The sequence below is a fragment of the Roseovarius sp. MBR-154 genome, from assembly GCF_053628595.1.
Window position 1 is genome coordinate 16523 of record NZ_JBRJGR010000016.1, and the last position, 22983, is coordinate 39505.

General features: G+C 65.8%; 22 protein-coding genes. 14 read left to right on the forward strand and 8 right to left on the reverse strand.

The window, feature by feature from the left end; translation table 11 throughout:
* Window positions 1-24: 24 nt before the first annotated feature.
* The 8 genes from ACSSV4_RS16665 (at window position 25) to lpxB (ending at window position 7801) form a co-directional block, all read left to right on the forward strand.
* Window positions 25-1167 carry a pyridoxal phosphate-dependent aminotransferase gene (locus ACSSV4_RS16665; RefSeq protein ID WP_454276223.1) on the forward strand — a complete coding sequence of 381 codons (1143 nt, stop codon included), beginning with the start codon at window positions 25-27 and terminating at the stop codon, window positions 1165-1167.
* A gap of 106 nt (window positions 1168-1273) precedes the next feature.
* Window positions 1274-1399 (forward strand): hypothetical protein, encoded by a 126-nt coding sequence (locus tag ACSSV4_RS16670; RefSeq protein WP_254892414.1) that lies wholly within the window; start codon window positions 1274-1276, stop codon window positions 1397-1399.
* A 100-nt stretch (window positions 1400-1499) separates the two neighbouring features.
* Window positions 1500-3803 (forward strand): outer membrane protein assembly factor BamA, encoded by a 2304-nt coding sequence (gene bamA / locus ACSSV4_RS16675; protein WP_454276224.1) that lies wholly within the window; start codon window positions 1500-1502, stop codon window positions 3801-3803.
* Between the two features lie 2 nt (window positions 3804-3805).
* Complete coding sequence (locus ACSSV4_RS16680; RefSeq protein ID WP_454276225.1) at window positions 3806-4420, forward strand: OmpH family outer membrane protein; 615 nt, start codon at window positions 3806-3808, stop codon at window positions 4418-4420.
* Window positions 4421-4492: 72 nt separating this feature from the next.
* Window positions 4493-4957 (forward strand): 3-hydroxyacyl-ACP dehydratase FabZ, encoded by a 465-nt coding sequence (gene fabZ / locus ACSSV4_RS16685; protein ID WP_454276226.1) that lies wholly within the window; start codon window positions 4493-4495, stop codon window positions 4955-4957.
* Between the two features lie 4 nt (window positions 4958-4961).
* Window positions 4962-5756 carry an acyl-ACP--UDP-N-acetylglucosamine O-acyltransferase gene (lpxA, locus tag ACSSV4_RS16690; RefSeq protein WP_454276227.1) on the forward strand — a complete coding sequence of 265 codons (795 nt, stop codon included), beginning with the start codon at window positions 4962-4964 and terminating at the stop codon, window positions 5754-5756.
* A gap of 3 nt (window positions 5757-5759) precedes the next feature.
* A complete protein-coding gene (gene lpxI / locus ACSSV4_RS16695) occupies window positions 5760-6665 on the forward strand; it encodes a UDP-2,3-diacylglucosamine diphosphatase LpxI domain-containing protein (protein ID WP_454276228.1) in 906 nt (301 codons plus the stop codon).
* Window positions 6662-7801, forward strand: a complete 1140-nt coding sequence (gene lpxB, locus ACSSV4_RS16700) for a lipid-A-disaccharide synthase (RefSeq protein ID WP_454276229.1) — start codon at window positions 6662-6664, stop codon at window positions 7799-7801. Before lpxI ends, lpxB begins: the two co-directional genes overlap by 4 nt.
* 4 nt (window positions 7802-7805) lie before the next feature.
* Here lpxB and ACSSV4_RS16705 read toward each other — a convergent pair whose 3' ends face one another.
* Window positions 7806-8285, reverse strand: coding sequence for a DUF2059 domain-containing protein (locus tag ACSSV4_RS16705; RefSeq protein WP_454276230.1), 480 nt, complete (start codon window positions 8283-8285; stop codon window positions 7806-7808).
* 160 nt (window positions 8286-8445) lie between these two features.
* Between ACSSV4_RS16705 and ACSSV4_RS16710 the strand changes: the two genes are divergently transcribed.
* On the forward strand, window positions 8446-9531 hold the full coding sequence (locus ACSSV4_RS16710) for an ABC transporter ATP-binding protein (RefSeq protein WP_454276231.1): 1086 nt from the start codon (window positions 8446-8448) through the stop codon (window positions 9529-9531).
* Between the two features lie 60 nt (window positions 9532-9591).
* Here ACSSV4_RS16710 and ACSSV4_RS16715 read toward each other — a convergent pair whose 3' ends face one another.
* The 4 genes from ACSSV4_RS16715 to ACSSV4_RS16730 form a co-directional block, all read right to left on the reverse strand.
* Complete coding sequence (locus tag ACSSV4_RS16715) at window positions 9592-10902, reverse strand: HlyC/CorC family transporter (protein ID WP_454276232.1); 1311 nt, start codon at window positions 10900-10902, stop codon at window positions 9592-9594.
* 80 nt (window positions 10903-10982) lie between these two features.
* Entirely contained in the window at window positions 10983-11948 is a 966-nt protein-coding gene (locus tag ACSSV4_RS16720) for a site-specific tyrosine recombinase XerD (protein ID WP_454276233.1), read from the reverse strand.
* Window positions 11945-13474, reverse strand: coding sequence for a hypothetical protein (locus ACSSV4_RS16725; RefSeq protein ID WP_454276234.1), 1530 nt, complete (start codon window positions 13472-13474; stop codon window positions 11945-11947). The genes ACSSV4_RS16720 and ACSSV4_RS16725 overlap by 4 nt, the downstream gene beginning before the upstream one ends.
* Window positions 13461-13610, reverse strand: a complete 150-nt coding sequence (locus ACSSV4_RS16730) for a hypothetical protein (protein WP_454276235.1) — start codon at window positions 13608-13610, stop codon at window positions 13461-13463. The genes ACSSV4_RS16725 and ACSSV4_RS16730 overlap by 14 nt, the downstream gene beginning before the upstream one ends.
* A 90-nt stretch (window positions 13611-13700) precedes the next feature.
* On the opposite strand from ACSSV4_RS16730, the gene ACSSV4_RS16735 reads away from it, so the two are divergent.
* Window positions 13701-14282, forward strand: a complete 582-nt coding sequence (locus ACSSV4_RS16735; RefSeq protein WP_454276295.1) for a shikimate kinase — start codon at window positions 13701-13703, stop codon at window positions 14280-14282.
* Window positions 14279-15397, forward strand: a complete 1119-nt coding sequence (aroB, locus tag ACSSV4_RS16740) for a 3-dehydroquinate synthase (RefSeq protein ID WP_454276236.1) — start codon at window positions 14279-14281, stop codon at window positions 15395-15397. The genes ACSSV4_RS16735 and aroB overlap by 4 nt, the downstream gene beginning before the upstream one ends.
* A gap of 48 nt (window positions 15398-15445) precedes the next feature.
* On the opposite strand, the gene tyrS is transcribed toward aroB, so the two are convergent.
* Window positions 15446-16699, reverse strand: a complete 1254-nt coding sequence (tyrS, locus tag ACSSV4_RS16745) for a tyrosine--tRNA ligase (RefSeq protein ID WP_454276237.1) — start codon at window positions 16697-16699, stop codon at window positions 15446-15448.
* Between the two features lie 63 nt (window positions 16700-16762).
* On the opposite strand from tyrS, the gene ACSSV4_RS16750 reads away from it, so the two are divergent.
* Genes ACSSV4_RS16750 through ACSSV4_RS16760 form a run of 3 tightly spaced genes read left to right on the forward strand, consistent with a single transcriptional unit; the run spans window position 16763 to window position 19755 of the window.
* Window positions 16763-17863 (forward strand): anhydro-N-acetylmuramic acid kinase, encoded by a 1101-nt coding sequence (locus tag ACSSV4_RS16750; RefSeq protein WP_454276238.1) that lies wholly within the window; start codon window positions 16763-16765, stop codon window positions 17861-17863.
* Complete coding sequence (locus ACSSV4_RS16755) at window positions 17863-18612, forward strand: maleate cis-trans isomerase family protein (protein WP_454276239.1); 750 nt, start codon at window positions 17863-17865, stop codon at window positions 18610-18612. The genes ACSSV4_RS16750 and ACSSV4_RS16755 overlap by 1 nt, the downstream gene beginning before the upstream one ends.
* The gene (locus ACSSV4_RS16760) at window positions 18613-19755 is read left to right on the forward strand and encodes a trans-sulfuration enzyme family protein (protein WP_454276240.1); all 1143 of its coding nucleotides are present in this window, start codon (window positions 18613-18615) and stop codon (window positions 19753-19755) included.
* 384 nt (window positions 19756-20139) lie between these two features.
* Here ACSSV4_RS16760 and gltA read toward each other — a convergent pair whose 3' ends face one another.
* Both gltA and gltX read right to left on the reverse strand, forming a co-directional pair.
* A complete protein-coding gene (gene gltA, locus ACSSV4_RS16765) occupies window positions 20140-21435 on the reverse strand; it encodes a citrate synthase (RefSeq protein WP_454276241.1) in 1296 nt (431 codons plus the stop codon).
* A 74-nt stretch (window positions 21436-21509) separates the two neighbouring features.
* Entirely contained in the window at window positions 21510-22922 is a 1413-nt protein-coding gene (gene gltX, locus ACSSV4_RS16770) for a glutamate--tRNA ligase (RefSeq protein WP_454276242.1), read from the reverse strand.
* Between the last annotated feature and the right edge of the window lie 61 nt (window positions 22923-22983).

Sequence of the window (22983 nt, forward strand, 5' to 3'; positions counted from 1 at the left end):
TGCCCTCAGCTTAGGAAGAATGTAATGCGGAACTCAACCCGGTCCAAGGTCGACGCCTTCATCGTCATGGATGTGATGGAGGCCGCGCGCCGTGCCGAAGCCGAGGGGCGGCATATCGTGCATATGGAGGTGGGCCAGCCGGGCACGCCTGCGCCCTCGGGCGCGCGCGACGCACTGGCCCGGGCGATGGAGCGTGAGGCCATGGGATATACCGTGGCGCTCGGTTTGCCGGAGTTGCGCGCGCGCATCGCGCGGCTTTATCGGGAGTGGTATGGCGTCGATCTGAACCCCGACCGCGTGGTGATCACGCCGGGCTCGTCGGGGGCGTTCATCCTGGCCTTTACCGCGCTCTTCGATGCGGGCGAGCGGGTGGGAATCGGCGCGCCGGGTTATCCCAGCTATCGGCAGATCCTGCGGGCGCTCGATCTGGTGGCGGTGGATATCGAGACGGCGGCGGAAAACCGCCTGCAACCGGTGCCGGGGGATCTGGCGGGGCGTGACCTGCGCGGGCTGCTGGTGGCGAGCCCGGCGAATCCCACGGGCACGATGCTGGGGCGCGAGGCGCTCGGGGCGCTGATCGGGGCGGCGCAGGCGGCGGGGGCGAGTTTCATCAGCGACGAGATTTACCACGGCATCGAATATGAGGCGAAAGCGGTGAGCGCGCTGGAGATCACTGATGACTGCTATGTGATCAACTCGTTTTCCAAGTATTTCTCGATGACCGGCTGGCGCGTCGGCTGGATGGTGGTGCCGGAGGATCACATCCGCAGCGTCGAGCGGCTGGCGCAGAACCTCTTCATCTGTCCGCCGCATGCCAGCCAGGTGGCGGCGCTTGCGGCGATGGAGTGCGGTGCGGAGCTGGAGGCGAACATGGCGGTTTACCGCACCAACCGCGCGCTGATGCTGGAGGGGCTGCCGCGCGCCGGGTTCGACCGCATCGCGCCGCCCGATGGTGCGTTCTATGTCTATGCCGATGTCAGCCACCTGACCGACGACAGCCGCGCCTTTGCCGCCGAGATTCTGGAACGCGCCGGGGTGGCGGTGACGCCGGGGCTGGATTTCGATCCGGCGCGCGGGGCGGGCACGCTGCGGTTTTCCTATGCCCGCGCCACGGCGGATATCGAAGAGGGGCTGGCGCGGCTGGAGCGGTTCATGGCGGCGCGCTGACGGCGCAGACGGCGCGGATTGCCACAATGCCGCCACCTTGTGTCCCTTGAATCGCCGTGGTTCCCCGGCAGGGTGGGCGATGGACACAGGACCAAGGAGGCACGACATGTCTCAGTTTCGCAACGGATATCGCAGCATCGGCGTGCTGATCGGCGTGAATGCCGATCTGCTGATCTTTGCCGCGACGCTGACCGTCGCGCTTTTCGCCGCAGGTTACCTCGCATCGCTCTGAGGTCGGCGGCGCACTCGCGTTTTGACAAGCCCAGACAGACCGGGTAGTGACTTCGATCAATGGGATGTCTGACTGGGTGTGAGCGATGAAAGATTGTGACATGGGGCGACTGCTCCAGGGCTTGGCGACGCGCGGTCTTTGCGGTGTTTTCACCGTTCTGCTGGCGCTGTTCTCACTGGTCGCCCCCGAGCACGCCGAGGCGCAATCCTACCGTTTCTCGACCGTCGCAATCGAGGGCAACCAGCGGATCGAGGCTGGCACGGTCCTGTCCTATGCCGGGATCGAGCGGGGGGAAACGGTCTCTGCCGGGCAACTCAACGACGCCTATCAGCGCATTCTCGCCTCTGGCCTGTTCGAGGAGGTCGAGGTCGAGCCGCAGGGCAGCCGTCTGGTCATCCGGGTGACTGAATACCCGACCATCAACCGCATCGCCTTTGAAGGCAACGACAAGATCAAGGACGAGGATCTTGCGGGCTTTATCCAGAGCCAGTCGCGCCAGGTCTTCAGCCCGACGCAGGCCGAGCGCGATGCCGAGACGATTGCCGAGGCCTATGCGCAGAACGGACGGATTTCGGCGCGCGTCAAGCCCAAGGTGATCCGCCGCAGCGACAATCGGGTCGATCTGGTGTTCGAGATCTTCGAGGGCCGCAAGATCGAGGTGGATCGCATCGGCTTTGTCGGTAACCGCGCCTTTTCCGACCGTCGCCTGCGGCGCGTGATCGAAAGCAAGCAGACCGGCCTCTTGCGGGCGTTGATCGAACGCGACACCTTTGTCGAGGACCGGATCAACTTCGACCGGCAGGTGCTCACGGATTTCTACAATTCGCGCGGCTATGTGGATTTCCGGGTGACCGGCACCAATGCCGAGCTTGCCCGCGAGCGCGATTCCTATTTCGTGACCTTCAACGTACAGGAAGGCCAGCAATTCCGCTTTGGCGAGATCACCACGGTCAGCGAATATTCCGCTGTCGAGGCCGAGCCCTATCACGACACGCTCAAGATCAAGCCCGGGGTGGTCTATTCGCCGACGCTGGTCGAGAATTCCATCGCACGGATGGAGCGGCTCGGGATCAAGAAAGGCGTCGATTTCCTGCGGGTCGAACCGCGCGTGACGCGCAACGACCGCGACCTGACGCTCGATATCGAGTTCGTTCTGACCCGCGGACCGCGCGTGTTTGTCGAGCGCATCGACATCGAGGGCAACACCACCACGCTCGACCGGGTGATCCGGCGGCAGTTCGACATGGCCGAGGGCGACCCCTTCAACCCGCGCGCCATCCGGCAGGCGGCGGACCGCATTCGCGCCCTGCAATTCTTTGAGAGCGTCGAGGTCAACGCGCGTGAGGGCTCGCGGCCCGATCAGGTGGTGATCGAAACCGATGTCGAGGAGACCACGACCGGCACCGTCTCGCTCGGGCTGAGCTTTTCGACAAACTCCGGCGTCGGCCTGCAATCGGGCTTTTCCGAGCGCAACTTCATCGGGCGCGGTCAGCAGCTTTCGGCCAGCATCTTCGGTACCACCGAGCGGATCAATTACAACCTTGGCTTTGTCGAGCCCGCCTTTTTGGGCCGTGATGTCGCCTTTGGTCTCGATTTCGCCTTTCAGCAAACCGAATCGGACAACAGCCTGTTCGACACCTCGATCGGCACCTTCCGCCCCAGTCTGACCTTTCCCACCGGCGAGAACGGTCGTCTCGGCGTCTTTTACAACGCCCGTTACGAGGACATGTCGGACAATAACAGCTCCTCGAGCATCATCGACTTCGAGGTTGCGCAGGGCGCGCTCATCACCAGTGCGCTTGGCTATGAGTACACCTATGATACCCGGCGCACCGGGCTCAATCCGAATGCCGGCGTCCTGCTCAGTTTTGGCCAGGAATTTGCGGGTGTCGGCGGCGACAACGAGTTTGTCAAGACGACCGGTCGGCTTGTCGGGCAGACCACCGTCTGGAACGAGGAAGTGACCCTTCGCGCGATTGCCGAGGGGGGGGCGATCGACTTTTTCGGCTCGCAGGAGAGCCGGTTCCTCAACCGCTTTGGCAGTCAGGTGATCCGCGGCTTCGAGCCCAATGGGATGGGCCCGATCGAGGGCAACCAGCACTTGGGCGGCGAGTATTTCGCGGCGCTGAAATTCGAGGCGGAATTCCCGCTCGGCCTGCCCGAGGAATACGGGATCACGGGGGGCGTGTTTTACGATATCGGCTCGATCTGGGGCATTGGCAACAAGAGCGTTGCCACTGCGCCGCTGCAATCGACCGGGTTCCAGGACCGCCATGTCGTCGGCGTGTCGGTCTTCTGGACGTCGCCCTTCGGTCCGATCCGGATGAACTTCTCCGAGGCGCTGAAGAAAGAGCCGAGCGATATCGTGCAGAATTTCAACCTCACCGTCAGCACGGATTTCTGACCATGCGCGGCGCCATCGCTCTGATCGGGCTGTTGGCGCTTGCCCTCGGATCGCCGGTCGTGGTCCCGGCACAGCAGCTTGGCGTGGTCAGCAGTGACGTGGTGGTCATCGACAGCGAGCGGCTTCTGACCGAGACCGAATATGGCCAGCGCCTGCAACGCGAGGTGCAGGAGGAACGCGAGCGACTGATCGCGCATAACGAGCGCGTCGCGGCGCAGCTCGAGGCCGAGGAGCAATCGCTGACCGAGATGCGCGGCACGGTTCCGGCTGACGAGTTTCGCGACATGGCCGATGCCTTCGACAACAAGGTGACCGAGCTGCGCCGCGAGAGCGAGACGAAATCGCGCGAGCTCGAGCGCCGTCGCGAACTGGCGCCGCTGCAATTCATGCGCGTGGTGCAGCCGGTTCTTGCCGATCTTCTGACCGAGGCGGATGCGGTCGCGATGCTGGATCGGCGCGGCGTTTTGCTGCATGCGGATGTGGCGGATGTGACCGATCTTGCGATCAGCCGGATCGACGCGCAGATCGGCACCGGGCCGGACGCGCTGCCGCAGCCGCAAGAGGATACCGGCGATGCCCGCCCGATGCCGGAGCTGCCCGTGCCTGACGGGAACTGAGCGCGGCATGGGCGCGTTTCGAGCTGCATCACGGAGCGGGAAAGCACGAAGAAGAACCAGAAAGGATGTGCCATGACAGAGCCGTTGAAGACCGCGGACATTCACCTGATCCAGCGGCTTATTCCGCATCGCTATCCGTTTCTGCTGGTCGACAAGGTGGTGGAGATCGACGGCTTTCAGCGCGCCCGGGGCCTCAAGAACGTGACCATGAACGAGCCGCATTTCCAGGGCCATTTCCCGGGCAAGCCGATCATGCCCGGCGTGACCATCGTCGAGGCGATGGCGCAGACCGCGGCGGTCATGGTGGGCTGCGCGCTTGGCATGGAGGATCGCGAGATGCTGGTCTATTTCATGGCCATCGAGCGCGCCAAGTTCCGCCGCATGGTGGTGCCGGGCGATGTGCTCGAGATGAAGCTCGAGACGCTGCGCGGCAAGCCCGGTGCGAAGGTCTGGAAATTTTCCGGCGTGGCCGAGGTTGCGGGCGAGATGGCCGCCGAGGCCGAGTTTACCGCGATGATGGACCTGTCGGGGGCATAGCGCGTTGGCCGGGCCGCAGATCCATCCCTCGGCGGTCGTGGAAGACGGCGCGCGGCTTGGGTCGGGGTGTCAGGTTGGCCCGTTCTGCCATATCGGCCCGGAGGTGCGGCTCGGGGAGCGGGTGACGCTCAAGTCGCATGTGGTCGTCACCGGCGACACGCAGGTGGGCGAGGACACGGTGATCTTTCCCTTTGCCTGCATCGGCGAGGTGCCGCAGGATCTCAAATACTCGGGCGAGAAGACCGCGCTGCGGATCGGCGCGCGCAACCGTATCCGTGAACATGTCACGATGAACACCGGCACGGCGGGTGGTGGCGGCGTCACTCGGGTGGGCGATGACGGGCTGTTCATGGCGGGTTGTCATGTGGCGCATGACGCGCGGATCGGGGATCGGGTGATCATGGTCAACGGCGCGGCCCTTGCCGGGCATTGCCGGGTCGAGGATGACGTGATCATCGGCGGCCTTGTGGGGGTACATCAATTCGTGCGGATCGGGCGCGGGGCGATCATCGGCGCGCTGAGCATGGTCACCCATGACGTGATCCCCTATGCGCTCGTGCAGGGGCCGCGCGGCCATCTGGAGGGGCTGAACCTTGTCGGGTTGAAGCGGCGCGGCGTGGGGCGCGCCGATATCACCGCCCTGCGCGCCGCCTTTCAGATGCTGGCGCAGGGCGAGGGCACGTTTCAGGACCGCGCCCACCGTCTGAATGAGGAGACCGACAGCCCCTATGTGCGCCATATCGTCGAGTTCGTGATGCCGCATTCCGACCGGTCCTATCTGACGCCGGGGCAGGGCTAGGTCATGGCGCTCGCGCTGATCGCCGGGCCGGGCGGGGTGCCGCCGAATCTGGTCAAATGCCTGCTGGCACGAGGCGAGGTGCCGCTGATTTGCGAGGTGGCGCAGTTTCCCTCGGAGGTCACGGGCGATCTGCCGCGCCTCGGGTTCCGGCTGGAGGGGTTCGGCGGGTTCCTGGCGGAGTTGCAGGCGCGCGGCATCACCCGGCTCTGCATGGCAGGGGCGATCCGCCGACCGGCGATGGACCCGTCACAGATAGATGCTGCCACGATGCCCTATATCCCGCGCCTGCAAGGCGCGATGGCCAAGGGCGATGACGGTCTCTTGCGCGAGATCATCGCGATTTTCGAGGCGGCGGGGATCGCGGTGATCGGGGCCGCCGAAATCGCGCCGGATTTGCTGCCGGGGCCGGGCCTGCGGACCGGGGTCTTGCCCGAGGGCATCGAGGCCGATCTTGCGGCGGCGGTGGCAGCGCTCGACCGGATGGGGCGGGAGGATCTGGGGCAGGCGGTGGTGGTGCGCGGGGGCCGCGTCGTGGCGCAGGAGGATTCGCGCGGCACCGATGCGATGCTGGCGGATTTCGCAAGGGGTGGGGATGATGGCGGTGGCTGGAGCCTCGACCCGTTCGACATCGCCGATCAGATGATCGGAGGGGCTGCGGATTGGCTGAGCGGTCAGGACGGTACGTCCGAGACGGGCGGTCTGCTCTACAAGGCGCCGAAGCCGGGGCAGGACCTGCGCGCCGACATGCCGGTGGTCGGGCCCGAGACGGCGCGCGGGGTCGTTCGTGCGGGGCTGGATGGCCTCGTGATCGAGGCGGGTGGCGTGATGCTGCTGGACCCGGAGACCGTGCGCCGGATATTGGCGGAGGCGGGGTGTTTCTTCTGGGTGCGTCCCGGGGGGACGGGGTGAAGGTCTTTGTGGTCGCGGGCGAGGCGTCGGGCGACCGGCTGGGCGCCGCGCTCATGGCCGGGCTGAGATCGCTGACCGAGGTGGAGTTTCACGGTATCGGCGGCGCGCAGATGCAGGCGCAGGGGCTCGACAGCCTCTTTCCGATGGAGGATCTGAGCGTCATGGGGCTGGCCGAGATCCTGCCGCGCTACCCGCATCTGCGGCGGCGACTGGGTCAGACGGTCGAGGCGGTGCTGGAGTGCGACCCCGATCTCCTGATCACCATCGACAGCCCGGATTTCTGCCTGCGCGTGGCGCGCCGGGTCAAGGCGCGGCGCAATATCCGCACGGTGCATTACGTGGCCCCCTCGGTCTGGGCCTGGCGCGCGGGGCGAGCGGCGAAGATGGCGCAGGTGATCGACCATGTGCTCGCCTTGCTGCCGTTCGAGCCGCCGCTGATGGAGGCGGCGGGCATGGCCTGCGATTTCGTGGGGCATTCGGTGGTGGCGGAGCCGCAGCCCACGGCAGAGGAGGTCGTGGAGTTTCGCGCGCGCCACGGGCTGACCGATCAGCCGCTCTTGATGGTGCTGCCCGGCTCTCGCCGGGGCGAGGTGACGCGGCTCGCGCCGGTCTTTGGTGACGTGGTGGCGCAGGTTGAGACGGCGCGGCCCGGGATGCGGCTGGTGCTGCCGACCACGGCGCAGATGGCCCCGCTGGTGCGGGAGGCGGTGGCGGGCTGGGCGGTTGCGCCGCTGATCCTTGCGCCCGGCAGCCCTGATTTCGCGCAGGAGAAAGCCTGCGCCTTTCGCGCTGCCGATTGGGCGCTGGCGGCCTCGGGCACGGTGTCGCTGGAACTGGCGGCCGCCGACACGCCGATGGTGATTGCCTATGACATGGCGTGGCTGAGCCGGGTGATCCTGTCGCGGATGCTGCGGGTCGATACATTGACGCTGGTCAATCTGGTGAGCGAGACACGCGCGGTGCCGGAATTCATCGGGCGTGAGTGCCGGGCGGAGCGGATCACGCCCGCGTTGTTGTCGCTGATGCAGACCCCCGGCACACAGCGCGCGGCGATGCGGCTGACGATGGAGCGGCTTGGCCGGGGCGGCGCGGCGCCGGGCCTGCGCGCGGCGCGCGCGGTGCTGGCCCGGCTGTGAGGGGTCAGTCGGTCTCGCCGGTGGTGATCTCGCGGATCTTCGGCATCATCACCGGCATCTTGGCCTGCAACACGCGCGAGATCATCGGCTGCTGGATCTGCGCGAGTTGCGGCATCTTTTCCATCACCGACCGCCCGTGTTCGGAATTGTAGAAATCGCGCAGCGCCTCAAGCTCTTGCAGCGTCAGCAGGTCGGCGAGGATCTCGTCCTGGGCCTGCATCACCTCGGTCAGCGGCTCGGTCAGTTCCTCGGAGAACAGCGTCTCGATGCGTGCGATCTGCTCGGGCGTGAGTTGCTGGCGGTTCTGCGCCATCTGTTCCACCATAGGCTGCCAGATCTGGCGGATGAAATCCTGCATGTCCATGCCCTCCATGGTCGCCGCGACATACTCTTCGGCCACGGCGAGGCGGGCGTCGCGGTCGCTTTGGGCATGGGCGGGCAGGGCAAGGCAGAGGGCAAGGGCAAGGCCGGTGAAAACGCGCATGGGGGAGAACTCCGCTAAATTAAATCGCGCGCAGCGAACCAGCTATCGCGCCGGCTGTCAACGGGCCGCAGGCTGTGGCGCTTGCATGGGGGGGGCGGGGTTGCTATCAGCGGTCGAAAATCCCGATCAAATCGCTCGGAAAGACACGGAAGAGGCCCCGGTGCAGACCCCGATCCCCCGGCTTGAAATCAGGAACCTGACGCGGCGTTATGACGGGCGCGTCGTGGTCGAGGACGTGTCCCTGCGGGTCATGCCGGGGCATGTCACCTGTCTGCTCGGCCCGTCGGGCTGTGGCAAGTCGACGACGTTGCGGATGGTCGCGGGGGTCGAGATGCAGGATCGGGGTGAGATCCATGTCGATGGCAAGCTGATCTGCGACACGGTGTTTCGGGTGCCGCCGGAGCGGCGGCATATCGGGCTGATGTTTCAGGATTTCGCGCTCTTCCCGCATCTGAGCGTGGCGCAGAACGTGGGCTTTGGCCTGTCGGGCGACAAGGCCGCCAATGCCGCGCGGATCGCGGAACTGCTCGACCGGGTCGGGCTGTCGCAATATCACCGCGCCTATCCGCATGAGCTGTCGGGGGGCGAGCAGCAGCGCGTGGCGCTGGCGCGCGCGCTGGCCCCGCGGCCGCGCATCATGCTGATGGACGAGCCGTTCTCCGGTCTCGACAACCGGCTGCGCGACGGCATCCGCGACGAGACGCTGGACATCCTGCGCGAAGAGGATACCGCCGTGCTTCTGGTCACGCATGAGCCCGAAGAGGCGATGCGCATGGCCGATGAGATCGCGCTGATGCGCGACGGGCGGATCGTGCAGCAGGGCGCGCCCTATAATGTCTATAACGCCCCGGTGGATCGCAGCGCGATGGCGTTCTTCTCGGAAATCAACGTGATCCGGGGGCGGGTTCAGGGCGCGTTGACCGAGACGCCGTTTGGCCATTTCCTGGCCCCCGGCGTGCCGGACGGGCAGGAGGTCGAGATCGTGATCCGCCCGCAGCATATCAAGATCGACTTTGACCGGCAGGGGCGCGGCCCCAATCCGACGCCGCAGGATGGCACGCCCGCGCGTGGCGTGGTCGAGCGCGCCCGCTTCATCGGCTCGGAGAGCCTGGTGGAGTTCCGGATGGACCACGACGGCTCGCTCCTGAAGGCGACGGTGCCCAACGTGTTCCTGCCCAAGCCGGGAAAGCCGCTGTGGCTGATGATCCGGCGGGACCGGTGTTTTGTCTTTCCCCGGGAGGGGTGAGGGGGCTCGGGCGGGCATGCTTCAAGGTCCGCTCCAGGCCCAACCCCTCTCTCACGGACCTTACAGCTTTCGGATCTTCAGCTTGGTGATCCGGTTGTCCTTGCGCGCCACGACCTGGAAGCGGAAGCCGTGAAAGATGAAGGCCTGGTCGATCGCCGGGATCATCTGCGCCTCGTGAATGACCAGCCCCGCCACGGTGTTCGCCGCCTCGTCCGGCAGGGTCCAGTCGGTCGCGCGGTTGAGATCGCGGATCGTCATCGCGCCGTCGACGAGAAACTGGTTGTCCTCGGTCTTGCGGATGGGGTGTTCGGCGTCGGGATCGAACTCGTCGGTGATCTCTCCGACGATCTCTTCCAGAATGTCCTCCAGCGTGATCAGCCCCTGAAGCGTGCCGTATTCATCGACCACCAGCGCGAAATGGCTCCGCATGCGCAGGAATTGCCGCATCTGGTCGTCGAGCGTTGTGGTCTCCGGCACGAAATAGGGCTCGCGCGCGATGCTCTGGACGTCGAAGGCGCGCAGCGCCTCGGCGGCGCCTTCCTCGGAGGAAGTGACGAGGCTGTGCATCGCGCGCAGGAGATCCTTGGCATGGACAACGCCGACGATGTTGTCGGGGTCGTCGCGATAGAGCGGCAGGCGGGTGTGGTTGCTCTTGAGGCACTGATCGAGGATCGCCTCGGAATCGGCCTCGGCGTCGATCATCTCGATCCGCGAGCGGTGCAGCATGATCTCCTCGACCGCGCGTTCGCCCAGATCGAGCGCGCCGAGGATGCGGTCTCGGTCCTCCTTCTCGACCACGCCTTCGGATTGCCCAAGATAGAGCGCGCCGGCGATCTCGTCGCGCACCGCGAGGATATGGCTGTCGGGATCAGTCTGCACGCCAAAGCCGCGCAGGATCAGCCGCACCAGCCAGCGCACCGCCGAGACCATCGGAGAGAACAGCTTGACCACCCAGACGATGATCGGGGCGGTGCGCGAGGCGGCGGCCTCGGCATTGGTGATGGCATAGGTCTTGGGCAGAACCTCGGCGAATATCAGCACCAAGAGCGTCATAACCAGCGTCGCGAGCGCCACGCCGCTTTCGCCGAAAAGCCGGGTAAAGAGCGCCGTGGCCAGCGACGCGGCGAGGATGTTGACCAGGTTGTTGCCCAACAGCACCGAACCGATCAGGCGTTCATTGTCCTCGGTTATCTTGAGCGCGGTATCCGCCCCGCGCGAGCCCTTTTCGGCCTGCGCGCGCAGCTTGCCGCGCGAGGCGGCGGTGAGCGCGGTCTCGCTGCCCGAGAAGAAGCCCGAGAGCACGAGCAGGCCCAGAATGGCCCCTACGGTGATCCAGAATGTCAGATCGAAGGTTGCGGCTGTCGCGTCCATTTGCGTGAATGTCCTTTTGACTGACCGGGTTATGGGGCCTCAATGCGCCGTATTCAAGGGATCGCAGCCTGGCGCCCCGGCTATTGGTCGCCGGGTGTGCCGCCGGACTTGCGCCGGGCGGCGGTGGCCAGCGGGTGATGCTCCTGCACCAGCGCTTGCAACCGTGCCTCCAGCACATGGGTGTAGATCTCGGTCGTGGCCACATCGGCATGGCCCAGAAGCGTCTGGATCACCCGCAGGTCAGCCCCGTTGGCCAGCAGATGCGTGGCAAAGGCATGGCGCAGCGTATGCGGGGTCACCTTGTCCGGATCGACATGAGCCTGGACAGACAAGTCCTTGATCAATTGATAAAACCTGTGGCGCGTCAGATGCCCTGCCTTGCCGCCTGAGGCAAAGAGAAAGGCCGAGCCGGTCCGCCCCTTGGAGCGCGCCGTCGCCTCTTCGGCGTCGCGCAGGGCAAGCCACGCGGCCAGGGCCGTGCGCGCGGGCGGCGAGAGCGGCACCATGCGTTCCTTGCCTCCCTTGCCGCGCACCAGCAGCATGTCGGGATCGCCCCGCGCCGCCGCGAGCGGCAGCGACACCAGTTCGCTCACCCGCAGGCCGGTGGCATAAAGCAGCGCCATCAGGCAGGTGTTGCGGCAGCGCTCGACCGGGGTGCGGCCAAAGCCGGGAGCGGCGGCGAGCAACCGGCTCACCTCGTCCTCGCTCAGCGTTTTGGGCAGGCGCCGTGCCCGCCCCGGCCCCGTGATGCGAATGGCCGGATTATCGGCGCGCAGCCGTTCCTCGACGGCGAAGCGGTAGAATTGCCGGATCGCCGAAAGACGGCGCGCGCGGGTCGACTGTGCAAGGCCCTGAGCCTCGCAGTCAATCAGGTAGGATTCGATATCCGTCTGCGTGGTGGTCGCCGGATCCTGGGCGTGATCGGCCATCCAGTCGGCATAGGCGCAAAGATCGCGCTCATAGGCCGAGAGCGTGTTGGCCGCCGCGCCCAACTCGGCGGCCTGCGCCTCAAGAAAGCCTGAAATCCAACGGCTTGCGAGGCTCAATTGAGACGCTCCAGCAGCAGCATCTGAAGTGAGGCGCGGCGCGCGGTATCCTCAAGCCCCACGTCGCGCAGGGTGGCAAGGGCCGCGCTCAGCGTATCGCGCGCGCTGCCCGCGCTCTGATCCAGTTCGCGCGCGGCCTCGAGAATGGCCTCTCCGAGGCGGTCACCGTCGATCAGCGCCTGATGCTCGGGCGCGGCCTCGCTGCGGGCAAAGCCGCGCGCCACGGCCTCGGCCACGGGGCCGGTGGGGCTGGCCTCTGACGGCGCCCCCCGGGCGAGTGCCGCAGCGAATTCCTGCTGCGGGGTCCGGGGGGAAAGGGTCTGGGCAGCGGTCTCGTAGCGGCTTGACAGCAGGGTGATACTGAAAGCGAGGTCGCTGACCCCGGTGGGCAGATCCACCTGCAGCAGGCGTTCGGCGAAAAGCTCGGCATAGACGGTTTCGAGCTGCACGGCGCGGGCGGCCCGCCAGGCCTCGGGCAGGCTGCGGGCGACCGCCTCGGGGTCGGCACCATCGAGCGCGCGGTCAAGCGCCTGAACCGCCGCGACCCGGTCCCAGACCCCGCCCGAGGCCGCCGGATCCCGCGCCGTGTAAAGCCCGAGGAGCCGCGCGCCAGGCAGGGCGCCGGTGCGCGCCAGCCGCTCGGCGGCCTCAAGCTCGGCCTTCCATCCGGCGGTGCCGCGCAGATCGGCCATGGCAAAGGCGCGCGGCAGGTTACGGGTGGGCAGCGGCGCGCCGATCGCCTCGAACAGGCGGAACTGCAGTGGCGTGACCTGCTCGGGCGGCGCTGGCGGTTCGATATCCTCGATCATGGACGGGTCGAGAAAGAGCGCGAGTAGGGTCGCGTCTGGCTCTGGCAACCCGCCGGTGGCGGTGGCGCCGTGATAGGTCAGCGCCGCGGTATCCCAATCGCCCTGCCGGGCGATGCAGTAAATCCGCGCGGCAAGGCTGTCGCTGAGATGCGGTTCGGCGCTGAGCGCGGCACAGGCTGCTTCCTCGCTGCCATTGAGCAGCGCCAGATCGAGCCACTGGTCAAAGAGGTCGGGTGTCGCGCCGTCCGCCCGTTCGACCAGGGCGAGCGCGGGCTCGACCGCGCCGAACCGGCGCAGAGCGGCAAGTCGGACAGACAGGAAGCGCGCGCTTGTCCCGGAATCCGTCGGGGCCTCGGCCTCGGCGAGAAGCAGCGTGTAGTAGAGCGCCTGCACGGCGGGCAGCGGCACTTCGGGCAGCCTGCGCAGGCGGCGCAGGAGCGTCGCCTCGGCGCTGTTTCGCCAGAGTGAGGCGGGCAGGCCGGTGGTCGAGCTGGGCAGCAAACCCACGGCATCGGCGCGGGGCGCATCGAGGGCGCTCACCACGACCTCCGGGGTCACCACACGGTCGGCGGCAGGCGGCTCAACGCGCGGGGCATAGGGGCTGCCGAGCACGGCGGTATCTGCCTCGTCGAGCCAGTCGATCGCCGAAAGCGGGGCCTGCGCCGTGCCCTGCGAGGCGCAGAGCACGACCACAACCGCAAGGCTATTCGGTCTCAAGAATGACATCCTCACGACTCTCGGTTTGCGGCGGCGAGAAATCGGCCCCGAAGAAGGGCCCGATATAGGCATAGGCCACGAGGGCGATGAACCCTAGAATGGCCAGATAAAACAGCCACTTGATCAATCGCAACATGGAATCCCCTGCCTGCCCGGTGCTATGTTTTGTCCAAGTTATAACTGGCGTTTTACACAAGATCACGTCATTGAGTGAAAAAACGTGAGAATTGGCAGGGGAGCGCCGAGCGTGTCGGCAGGAACGCATTGGAGGCTGAAGAAGACCGTCGTGCTGGTGGGCATGATGGGGGCGGGCAAGACGGCTGTGGGCAAGGCGCTTGCCGCGCGGCTGTCGGTGCCGTTCCTCGATTCGGATGCCGAGATCGAGAAAGCCGCAAACATGACAATTGCCGAAATATTTCAAAGGGATGGCGAGGCTTTCTTTCGGGCGCGCGAGAGCGAGGTGATCGAGCGCCTGCTGGATACGCAACGCGGCATCCTGTCGACGGGCGGCGGGGCCTTTCTGTCCGAACGCAACCGCCGGATGATGTCCGAAAAAGGTGTCTCGGTGTGGCTGAATGCCGATCTCGATCTTCTTTGGTCGCGGGTAAAAGGGAAGAATACCAGACCGTTACTGCGCACAGCTCATCCATATGAGACGCTGTGCGAGATCTATGAGACACGCGCGCCGATCTACGCGCAGGCGGATTTGAACGTGGCCGCCGATCCGGGCTATTCGATTGATGACATGGCCGCACAGGTCGAGGCGGCGCTGGCCACGCGCCGGGATGTTCTGGAGGCAGTGAAATGAGCGAAACCGTGCATGTGGGCCTTGCGGGGCGCGCCTATGACATTCACATCGGCCCGGGACTGCTGGGGCGGGCGGGCGAGTTGATCGGCCCGCTGTTGCGGCGGCCGCGCGCGGCGATCATCACCGATGAGACGGTCGCGGCGCTGCATCTGGGTACGTTCCGCAAGGGATTGGAGGAAAACGGAATTTCCTCGGTCGCGATGAGCCTGCCGTCGGGTGAGGCCACGAAATCCTGGCCGCATCTCGAGCGTGCCGTGGACTGGCTGCTGGAGCAGAAGGTCGAGCGCAACGATGTGGTTGTCGCCCTGGGCGGCGGCGTGATCGGTGACCTTGTTGGCTTTGCCGCCGCCGTGCTGCGGCGCGGGGTGCGCTTCGTGCAGGTGCCGACAAGCCTGCTGGCGCAGGTCGACAGTTCGGTGGGCGGCAAGACCGGGATCAACGCACCGCAAGGCAAGAACCTGATCGGCGCCTTTCATCAGCCGAGCCTCGTGCTCGCCGATACTGCGGTGCTGGACAGCCTGCCGGAGCGCGATTTCCTCGCGGGGTACGGCGAGGTGGTGAAATATGGTCTATTGGGAGATCGTGAATTTTTTCAATGGCTTGAAGGCAATGCTTCACGTGCCGCGCAGGGCGACATGGCGGCGCGCATTCAGGCCGTGAAACGCTCGGTCGAGATGAAGGCCGAGATCGTGATGCGCGACGAGACCGAGCAGGGCGACCGGGCGCTGCTCAATCTGGGGCATACATTCTGTCATGCGCTGGAGGCGGCGACGCGGTATGATGGCGCGCGGCTCTTGCATGGTGAGGGGGTGGCGATCGGCTGTGCGCTGGCGTTCGAGCTGTCGGCGCGGCTGGGGCTGTGTCCGCAGGAGGAACCGAGCCGCGTGCGCGCGCATCTGCGAGACATGAAGATGAAGGTCGATCTGTCGGATATCCAAGGAGATTTACCGGATGCGGATGGCCTTATCGCGCTGATGGGGCAGGACAAGAAAGTCGTCGATGGCAGATTGCGTTTCATCCTCGCGCGCGGCATCGGCGAGGCGTTCATCACCTCGGACGTGCCGCCAGAGGCAGTGCGCGCGGTGCTCGTAGAGGCGCTCGCCGCGCGCGGCTGACAAGCGCCCGGGAAAGGCGTTTTCAGATCCCTTGCCCGGGTCGCCAGGTCAGTCGGTGAGCTTGACGAGCGCGTGACGCTTCTTGCCCGCCGAGAGCTTGATCGGTGCGGCGAGGGCGGCGCTGTCGATCATCAGTCCGGCATCGGTCAGCGGCGCGTCGTCAATCCGCGCGCCATTCTCGGAGATCAGGCGTTTCGCCTCCTTGCCGGATTTCGCGAGGCCGCTGCGCACGATCAGTTGCACGATGGAAATTCCGTCGCCCAGTTCCTCGGAGGTCAGCTCCACAGTGGGCAGGTCGTCACCGACGCCGCCCTTCTCGAAGACCTCGCGCGCGGTGGCTTCGGCGGCCTGCGCGGCGTCCGCCCCGTGCAGCAGCGTGGTCACGTCGTTGGCGAGGATGATCTTGGCCGCGTTGATCTCGGAGCCTTCGAGCGCCCCCAGACGGTTGCATTCCTCGACCGGCAGTTCGGTGTAGAGTTTCAGGAAACGGCCGGTATCTGCATCGGTCGTGTTGCGCCAGAATTGCCAGAATTCATACGGGCTGAGCATCTCGGCATCGAGCCACATCGCACCGCCCGCCGATTTGCCCATCTTGCGCCCGTCCGAGGTGGTCAGCAGCGGCGAGGTGAGGCCATAGACCTCGTGGTCAATCACCCGGCGGGTGAGGTCGATGCCATTGACGATATTGCCCCATTGATCCGAGCCGCCCATCTGCAACAGGCAGCCGTAGCGCCGGTTAAGCTCAAGGAAATCATAGGCTTGCAGGATCATGTAGTTGAATTCGAGAAAGCTGAGCGATTGCTCGCGGTCGAGCCGGGATTTCACCGATTCAAAGCTGAGCATCCGGTTGACAGAAAAATGTCGCCCGATATCGCGCAGGAATTCGAGATAGTTCAGCCCGTCGAGCCATTCGGCATTGTCGAGCATCAGCGCATCGGTCGGGCCCTCGCCATAGGCCAGATAGCGGGCGAAGACGCGTTTCATGCCGGAGATATTCTCGGCGATCTGATCGGGGCCAAGGAGGGGGCGCTCATCAGAGCGGAACGAGGGATCGCCGACCTTGGTCGTGCCGCCGCCCATCAGGGTGATCGGCCGGTGCCCGGTCTTTTGCAGCCAGCGCAGCATCATGATGTTCAGCAGATGCCCCACATGCAGCGATTTCGCCGTGGCATCATAGCCGATATAGGCGGTCACGGTGCCACTGGTCAGCGCCTCGTCCAGCCCCTGGTAATCGGTGCAATCCGCGAGATAGCCGCGCTCGATCATCACGCGCATGAAATCGGATTTCGGATGGTAGGTCATAAGGCTTGTCCCGCTTGTCGTTGCGCGGCATGTATATGCAGTCATTGGGCGAAGGAAAAGGCCATGTTGAAGGCAGGGCGGCTTTGGGCTCTGGGGGCGATGTCAGGCACGTCGCTCGACGGGGTGGATGCGGCCATGGTCGAGACCGATGGCGAGGTGATCTTTGGCTTTGGTGCCTCCGCCTATCGCGCCTATTCCGGGGCCGAGCAGGCCGTGCTGGCCGCCGCCCTTGGCAAGTGGCCCGGAGAGGATCTGGCAGAGGCCGAGGCGCTGGTGGAGCGCGCGCATCTGGAGGTGTTGCGCGGCTTTGACGGGGCCGCACTGGTCGGCTTTCACGGGCAGACGCTGGCGCATGAGCCGCAGGGGCGCGGCACGCATCAGTTGGGGGATGGCGCGCGGCTGGCCGAGGGGTTGCGCCTGCCGGTGGTCTGGGATTTCCGCAGCGCCGATATCCGGCTGGGCGGCGAGGGTGCGCCGCTGGCGCCGTTCTTTCATTTTGCCTGTGCGCGTTGGATCGGGGCCGAGGCGCCGCTGGCGTTTCTCAACCTTGGCGGGGTGGGCAACCTGACATGGGTCGACCCGCGCCGCGCGCGGCCCGAGGAGGAGGGTGCGCTGCTGGCGTTTGACACCGGCCCGGCCAATGCGCCGATCAACGATCTGATGATGGCGCGGCGCGGTGAGGCGTATGATCGCGACGGCGCGCTTGCGCGGCGGGGACAGGTGGCGCAGGGCGCGCTCGAGTTGTTCCTCGATGAGCCGTATTTCCTGCGCATGCCGCCCAAATCGCTGGATCGCGACACGTTTTCCGAGATGATCGGGTTGGTTTCCGAACTGGGCGATGCCGATGCGGTGGCGACGCTGACCGGCATGGCGGCAGCGGCGGTGCTGCGGGGCATGGAGCATTGCCCGGTCCCCCCTGCGCGGCTGCTGGTCACGGGCGGCGGGCGGCACAATCCGGTGATGATGCGCATGCTGGCGGCCTCGCTCGACTGCCCTGTCGAACCGGTGGAGGCGGTGGGGCTTGACGGCGACATGTTGGAGGCGCAGGCTTTCGCGCATTTGGCGGTCCGGGTGGCGCGGGGATTGCCCACCTCTTGTGCGGGCACCACGGGCGTGCGCGCCGCCGTCTCGGGCGGCACGATCAGCAGACCGGAGGGCAGGTGATGCAGTATGAGCTTGACGAGGGGGCCGGTGGCGGCTGCCGTCTGGGGGTGGTGCTCTTGTGCACCGAAGAGACGTTTGACTATGAGGCGCGCGAGATGCTGGCCGGGCGCGCCGTCAATCTGATGACCGCGCGCATCCCCTGCGGGCCGGATGTGACGCCCGAGGACCTGATGGCCATGGCCCCCGAGATGACGCGCACCGCCGCGCTCTTGCCCGGCGGGCTGAATGCGGTGGCCTATGCCTGCACCTCGGGGTCCACGGTGATCGGGCCCGAGCGGGTGGCGGGGCTGATGCAGGCGGCCCATCCCGGCACGCCCTCCACCGATCCGTTGACGGCGGTGATCGCGGCGCTCTCGGCGTGCGGTGCGCGGCGCATCGCCATGGTGACGCCCTATGTGCCGCAGGTCAGCGCGCCGATGATCGCGCGGCTCGAACAGGCGGGGATCGAGGTGGTTGATGCCGTGAGCTTTGGCCAGAAGGAGGATTGGACCGTGGCACGGATCACCGAATCCTCCACCCGCGCGGCGATGCTGGCGGCGGCACAGGCGGAGGGCGTGCAGGCGGTCTTTACAAGCTGCACCAATCTGCGCACATTCGGCGTGATCGAGGCGGTCGAGGCAGAGATCGGCCTGCCCGTAATCAGCTCCAACCAGGCGCTTTTGTGGGACATGTTGCGGCGCGCCGAGGTCGATGCGCGCGGCTGGGGGCCGGGGCGGCTGTTTGAGCTTGAGGGACTGGAAGAGGACTGAATGAACGAGAAAGACCACAAGCCCGCGACCATCGCCGCGCAGGCGGCGGGCGCGGTGGAGGCGCAGACAGGTGGCGTGGTGCCGGGCATCAGCCTGACCACAACCTACCTGCGCGATGCCGATTATGGGCTGATGCGGCCCGACAATGTCTATGGCCGCGATCAGAACGACACGGTGCGGCAGTGCGAGGAGGTGGTGCGCGCATTGGAAGGCGCGGCGGCGAGCCTGCTGTTTCCGTCGGGCATGGCGGCCATCGCGGCGGTGTTCCGGGCGCTGCCTTCGGGCGCGCGGGTGGTGATGCAGTCCGGCATCTACTGGGGCACGCTGAAATGGGTGCGCGACTATTGCGTGCGCCGCGCGATCATATTGGACGAGATCGACGCGGCGGACCCGGCGGCGCTGGCCGAGGCGTGCCGGTCCACCGCCGACATGGTCTGGATCGAGACCCCGTCGAACCCGTGGCTCAGGACCGTGGATATTGCGGCGGCGGCGGGCATGGCGCACAAGGCGGGCGCGGTGCTGGTGGTCGATGGCACGGCGGCGACGCCGGTGCTGACCCGGGCGCTGGAGCTGGGAGCCGATGTCGTGATGCATTCGGCGACCAAGGCGCTCAACGGCCATTCGGATGTTCTGGCGGGGGTCTTGTCGTGCCGCGAGCCGGGGCAGGCGATGTGGCAGGAGATCGCCACCGACCGGCATGACGCCGGCGCCATCATCGGGCCGTTCGAGGCGTGGCTCTTGATGCGCGGGATGCGGACATTGCCGCTGCGGATGGAGCGGATGTGCCAGAACGCGATGGCGGTGGCGGAGTATCTGGAGGCGCGCGCCGATATCGAGGCGGTCTATTATCCGGGGCTGGCGCGCCATGCCGGGCATGCCATCGCGGCGCGCCAGATGCAGGGCGGCTATGGGTATCTGCTCTCGGCGCTGGTCAAGGGTGACAAGGCGCGTGCGCTCGACGTGGTGGGGCGGTTACGGCTGTTTCACCGGGCAACGTCGCTGGGGGGCGTCGAGAGCCTGGTCGAGCATCGCCACACCATCGAGCCGCATACCGGCATCCCCGAGACACTGATCCGTCTGTCGGTGGGGATCGAGGATGCAGGCGACCTGATCGCCGATCTGGCGCAGGCGCTGGACGGGTAGGGGTGGCCTGAAGTGGACCTTCGCCTCTAGCACCAACGCGCGGAATCAAGGCGCGGCACGCGCCGCCGCGCAGCGCCCGACCGCCCCCCGGGCGGGCGCTTTTGCCACGTATCAAGTAATTGAAAACGCGGAAGTATTGGGCTGATATAAAGTGCCCTCCGGAAAGGGGGCCGCGCCCACCCGCGGTCGGGCACCGCACGGCTCATCCTTGAATCCGCCAAGGTCCGCTCCAGGCCAACATCGACCAGCCTGGTTCCGCTCGGGGCCGGAAATCCGGATTGAAGCGGCCAGCGGCCGGTTTTGACGTGCACTTCACGGCATCATCCTTCACAGCAAAAAGCCCGGCGCGGGGCCGGGCTTTTGAAAGGTACACGACGTCGCGCCTCAGCGTTTCTCGATATCCACGTAGTCGCGCAGCGTTTCGCCCTGGTAAAGCTGCCGGGGGCGCCCGATCTTCATCTGCGGGTCGCTGATCATTTCCTTCCACTGCGAGATCCAGCCGATGGTGCGCGAGACCGCAAAGATCGGCGTGAACATCGAGGTCGGGAAGCCCATGGCTTCCAGAATGATGCCTGAGTAGAAGTCCACGTTCGGGAAGAGCTTCTTGTTGGTGAAATAATCATCCGCGAGCGCCTGTTTCTCCAACTCCTTGGCGACCTGCAGCGTCGGGTTGTTCTCGATACCCAGAAGTTCCAGCACCTCGTCGGCGGATTGCTTCATCACCTTGGCGCGCGGATCGAAGTTCTTGTAGACCCGGTGACCGAAGCCCATCAGGCGGAACGGGTCATCCTTGTCCTTGGCGCGGGCGATGAATTCGGGGATGCGGTCGGGCGTGCCGATCTCCTGCAGCATCTCGAGACAGGCCTGATTGGCACCGCCATGCGCCGGGCCCCAGAGGCAGGCGATGCCCGCCGCGATACAGGCGAACGGATTGGCCCCCGACGACGATGCCAGCCGCACGGTGGAGGTCGAGGCGTTCTGCTCGTGATCGGCATGCAGCGTGAAGATCCGGTCCATCGCGCGGCTCAGGATCGGGTTGACCTCGTAATCCTCGGCGGGCACGGCAAAGCACATGCGCAGGAAGTTCGACGCGTAGTCGAGATCGTTGCGCGGATAGACGAAGGGCTGACCGACCGAATATTTGAAGGCCCAGGCGGCAATCGTCGGCATCTTGGCGATGAGCCGGATCGAGGCCACTTCGCGCTGCCACTCGTCGCGGATATCGGTGCTGTCGTGATAGAAGGCCGACATCGCGCCCACGACACCGACCATGATCGCCATCGGATGTGCGTCGCGGCGGAATCCGCGGAAGAAATAGACCATCTGTTCGTGCAGCATGGTGTGATTGGTCACGCGGCTCTCGAAATCCTCCAACTGCGCGGGCGAGGGCAATTCACCGTAGAGCAGCAGGTAGCACACTTCGAGGAAATGCGATTTCTCGGCCAACTGGTCGATCGGGTAGCCGCGATGCAGCAATTCCCCCTTGTCGCCGTCGATGAAGGTGATGGTGCTGTCGCAGCTTGCCGTCGAGGTAAAGCCGGGATCGTAGGTAAACACACCCGCCGTGCCGTAAAGCTTGCGAATGTCCACCACATCGGGGCCCGCCGTTGGCGAAAAGATCGGCAAGTCGTAGGTCTTGCCGTCGATTTCCAGCTTTGCGGCTCTCTTGCTTTCTGACATCAGGGGTCCTCCCTCTCAACGCCCGCACGGCCATAGCGCCCCGGGCTGAATAAACGTAAACCCGCGCCGGGGCTTCAGGCCCCGCCGCTGGCGGCGTCGGTCAGCCGGGCGATACTTTCGTCACGCCCGAGGACCAGCATCATGTCGAACACACTCGGTGTTGCGCTGCGGCCTGCAAGCGCGGCCCTGAGCGGACCGGCCAGCTTGCCGAATTTCATGCCGTGGGTTTCGGCGAATTGGGTCGCGAGAGCCTCGATACCGTCACGCGTCCACGTAGCATTTTGCAGCTGCGGCGTCAATTCATTCAGTATACCACGGGATACATCATCCAGATGCGTGGCCGCCCTCTCCTCTGGAACGATGGGCCGCTCAGCCATGATAAATGCGGCCTTATCAAGCAGTTCCGGATAGGTCTTGGCGCGTTCCTTGAGGCAATACATGCCCCGTGCCATCAGCGTTACCTGCGCGTCAGACAGAGCAGCTTGGCCGCTCACAGCCAAGAATCCCTGCAATTCATGCAGCAGTGCAGCATCGTCCATTGCCGCGATATGCTGACCGCAGAGATTCTCCAGCTTCTTGAAATCGAGCCGCGCGGGCGATTTGCCGATGCCGGTGATGTCGAACCAGTCCCGCGCCTGCGCATCCGTAAAGAACTCGTCATCGCCATGGCTCCAGCCAAGCCGCGCCAGATAATTGCGCATGCCCGCCGCCGGATAGCCCATCTTGTGGTATTCCTCGACGCCAAGCGCACCGTGGCGTTTCGACAGTTTCTTGCCGTCCGGCCCGTGGATCAGCGGGATATGGGCGTAAACAGGCAGCGGCCAGCCCATCGCCTGATAGATCAGCATTTGCCGCGCGGCGTTGTTGAGGTGATCGTCGCCCCGGATCACATGGGTCACGCCCATGTCATGATCATCCACCGCAACCGCCAGCATGTAGACCGGTGTGCCATCGCCGCGCAACAGCACCATGTCATCGAGCTGATCGTTGCGGATGGTGATATCGCCCTGCACCACGTCGCGGATCACGGTCACACCCTCGCGCGGGGCCCTGATGCGGATCACATAGGCGCTGTCGCCGGGGTGCTGGTCCGGCGTGGCCTCGCGCCACGGGCTTTGAAAGAGGGTCGAACGGCCCGCAGCGCGGGCGGTATCGCGAAAGGTCTCGATCTCGTCCTGGGGGGAGAAGCATTTATAGGCATGGCCCTCGGCGAGTAGCTGATGCGCCACCTCGCGGTGCCGCTCGGCGCGGGCGAACTGGCTGACCGCCTCGCCATCATGGTCGAGGCCCAGCCAGGCGAGCCCGTCGAGAATCGCGCGGCTTGCCTCGGGGGTGGAGCGTGCCCGGTCGGTATCCTCGATCCGCAGCAAAAACTTGCCGCCCCGCCCGCGCGCGTAAAGCCAGTTGAAGAGCGCCGTGCGCGCCCCGCCGATATGCAGGTATCCGGTGGGCGAGGGGGCAAAACGGGTCACGACGGGGCTTGCCATGGGGCGGATTAACCTTTCGGTAACGATGCACGGGCTAGGATCTGACACTGTCTATCGGTCC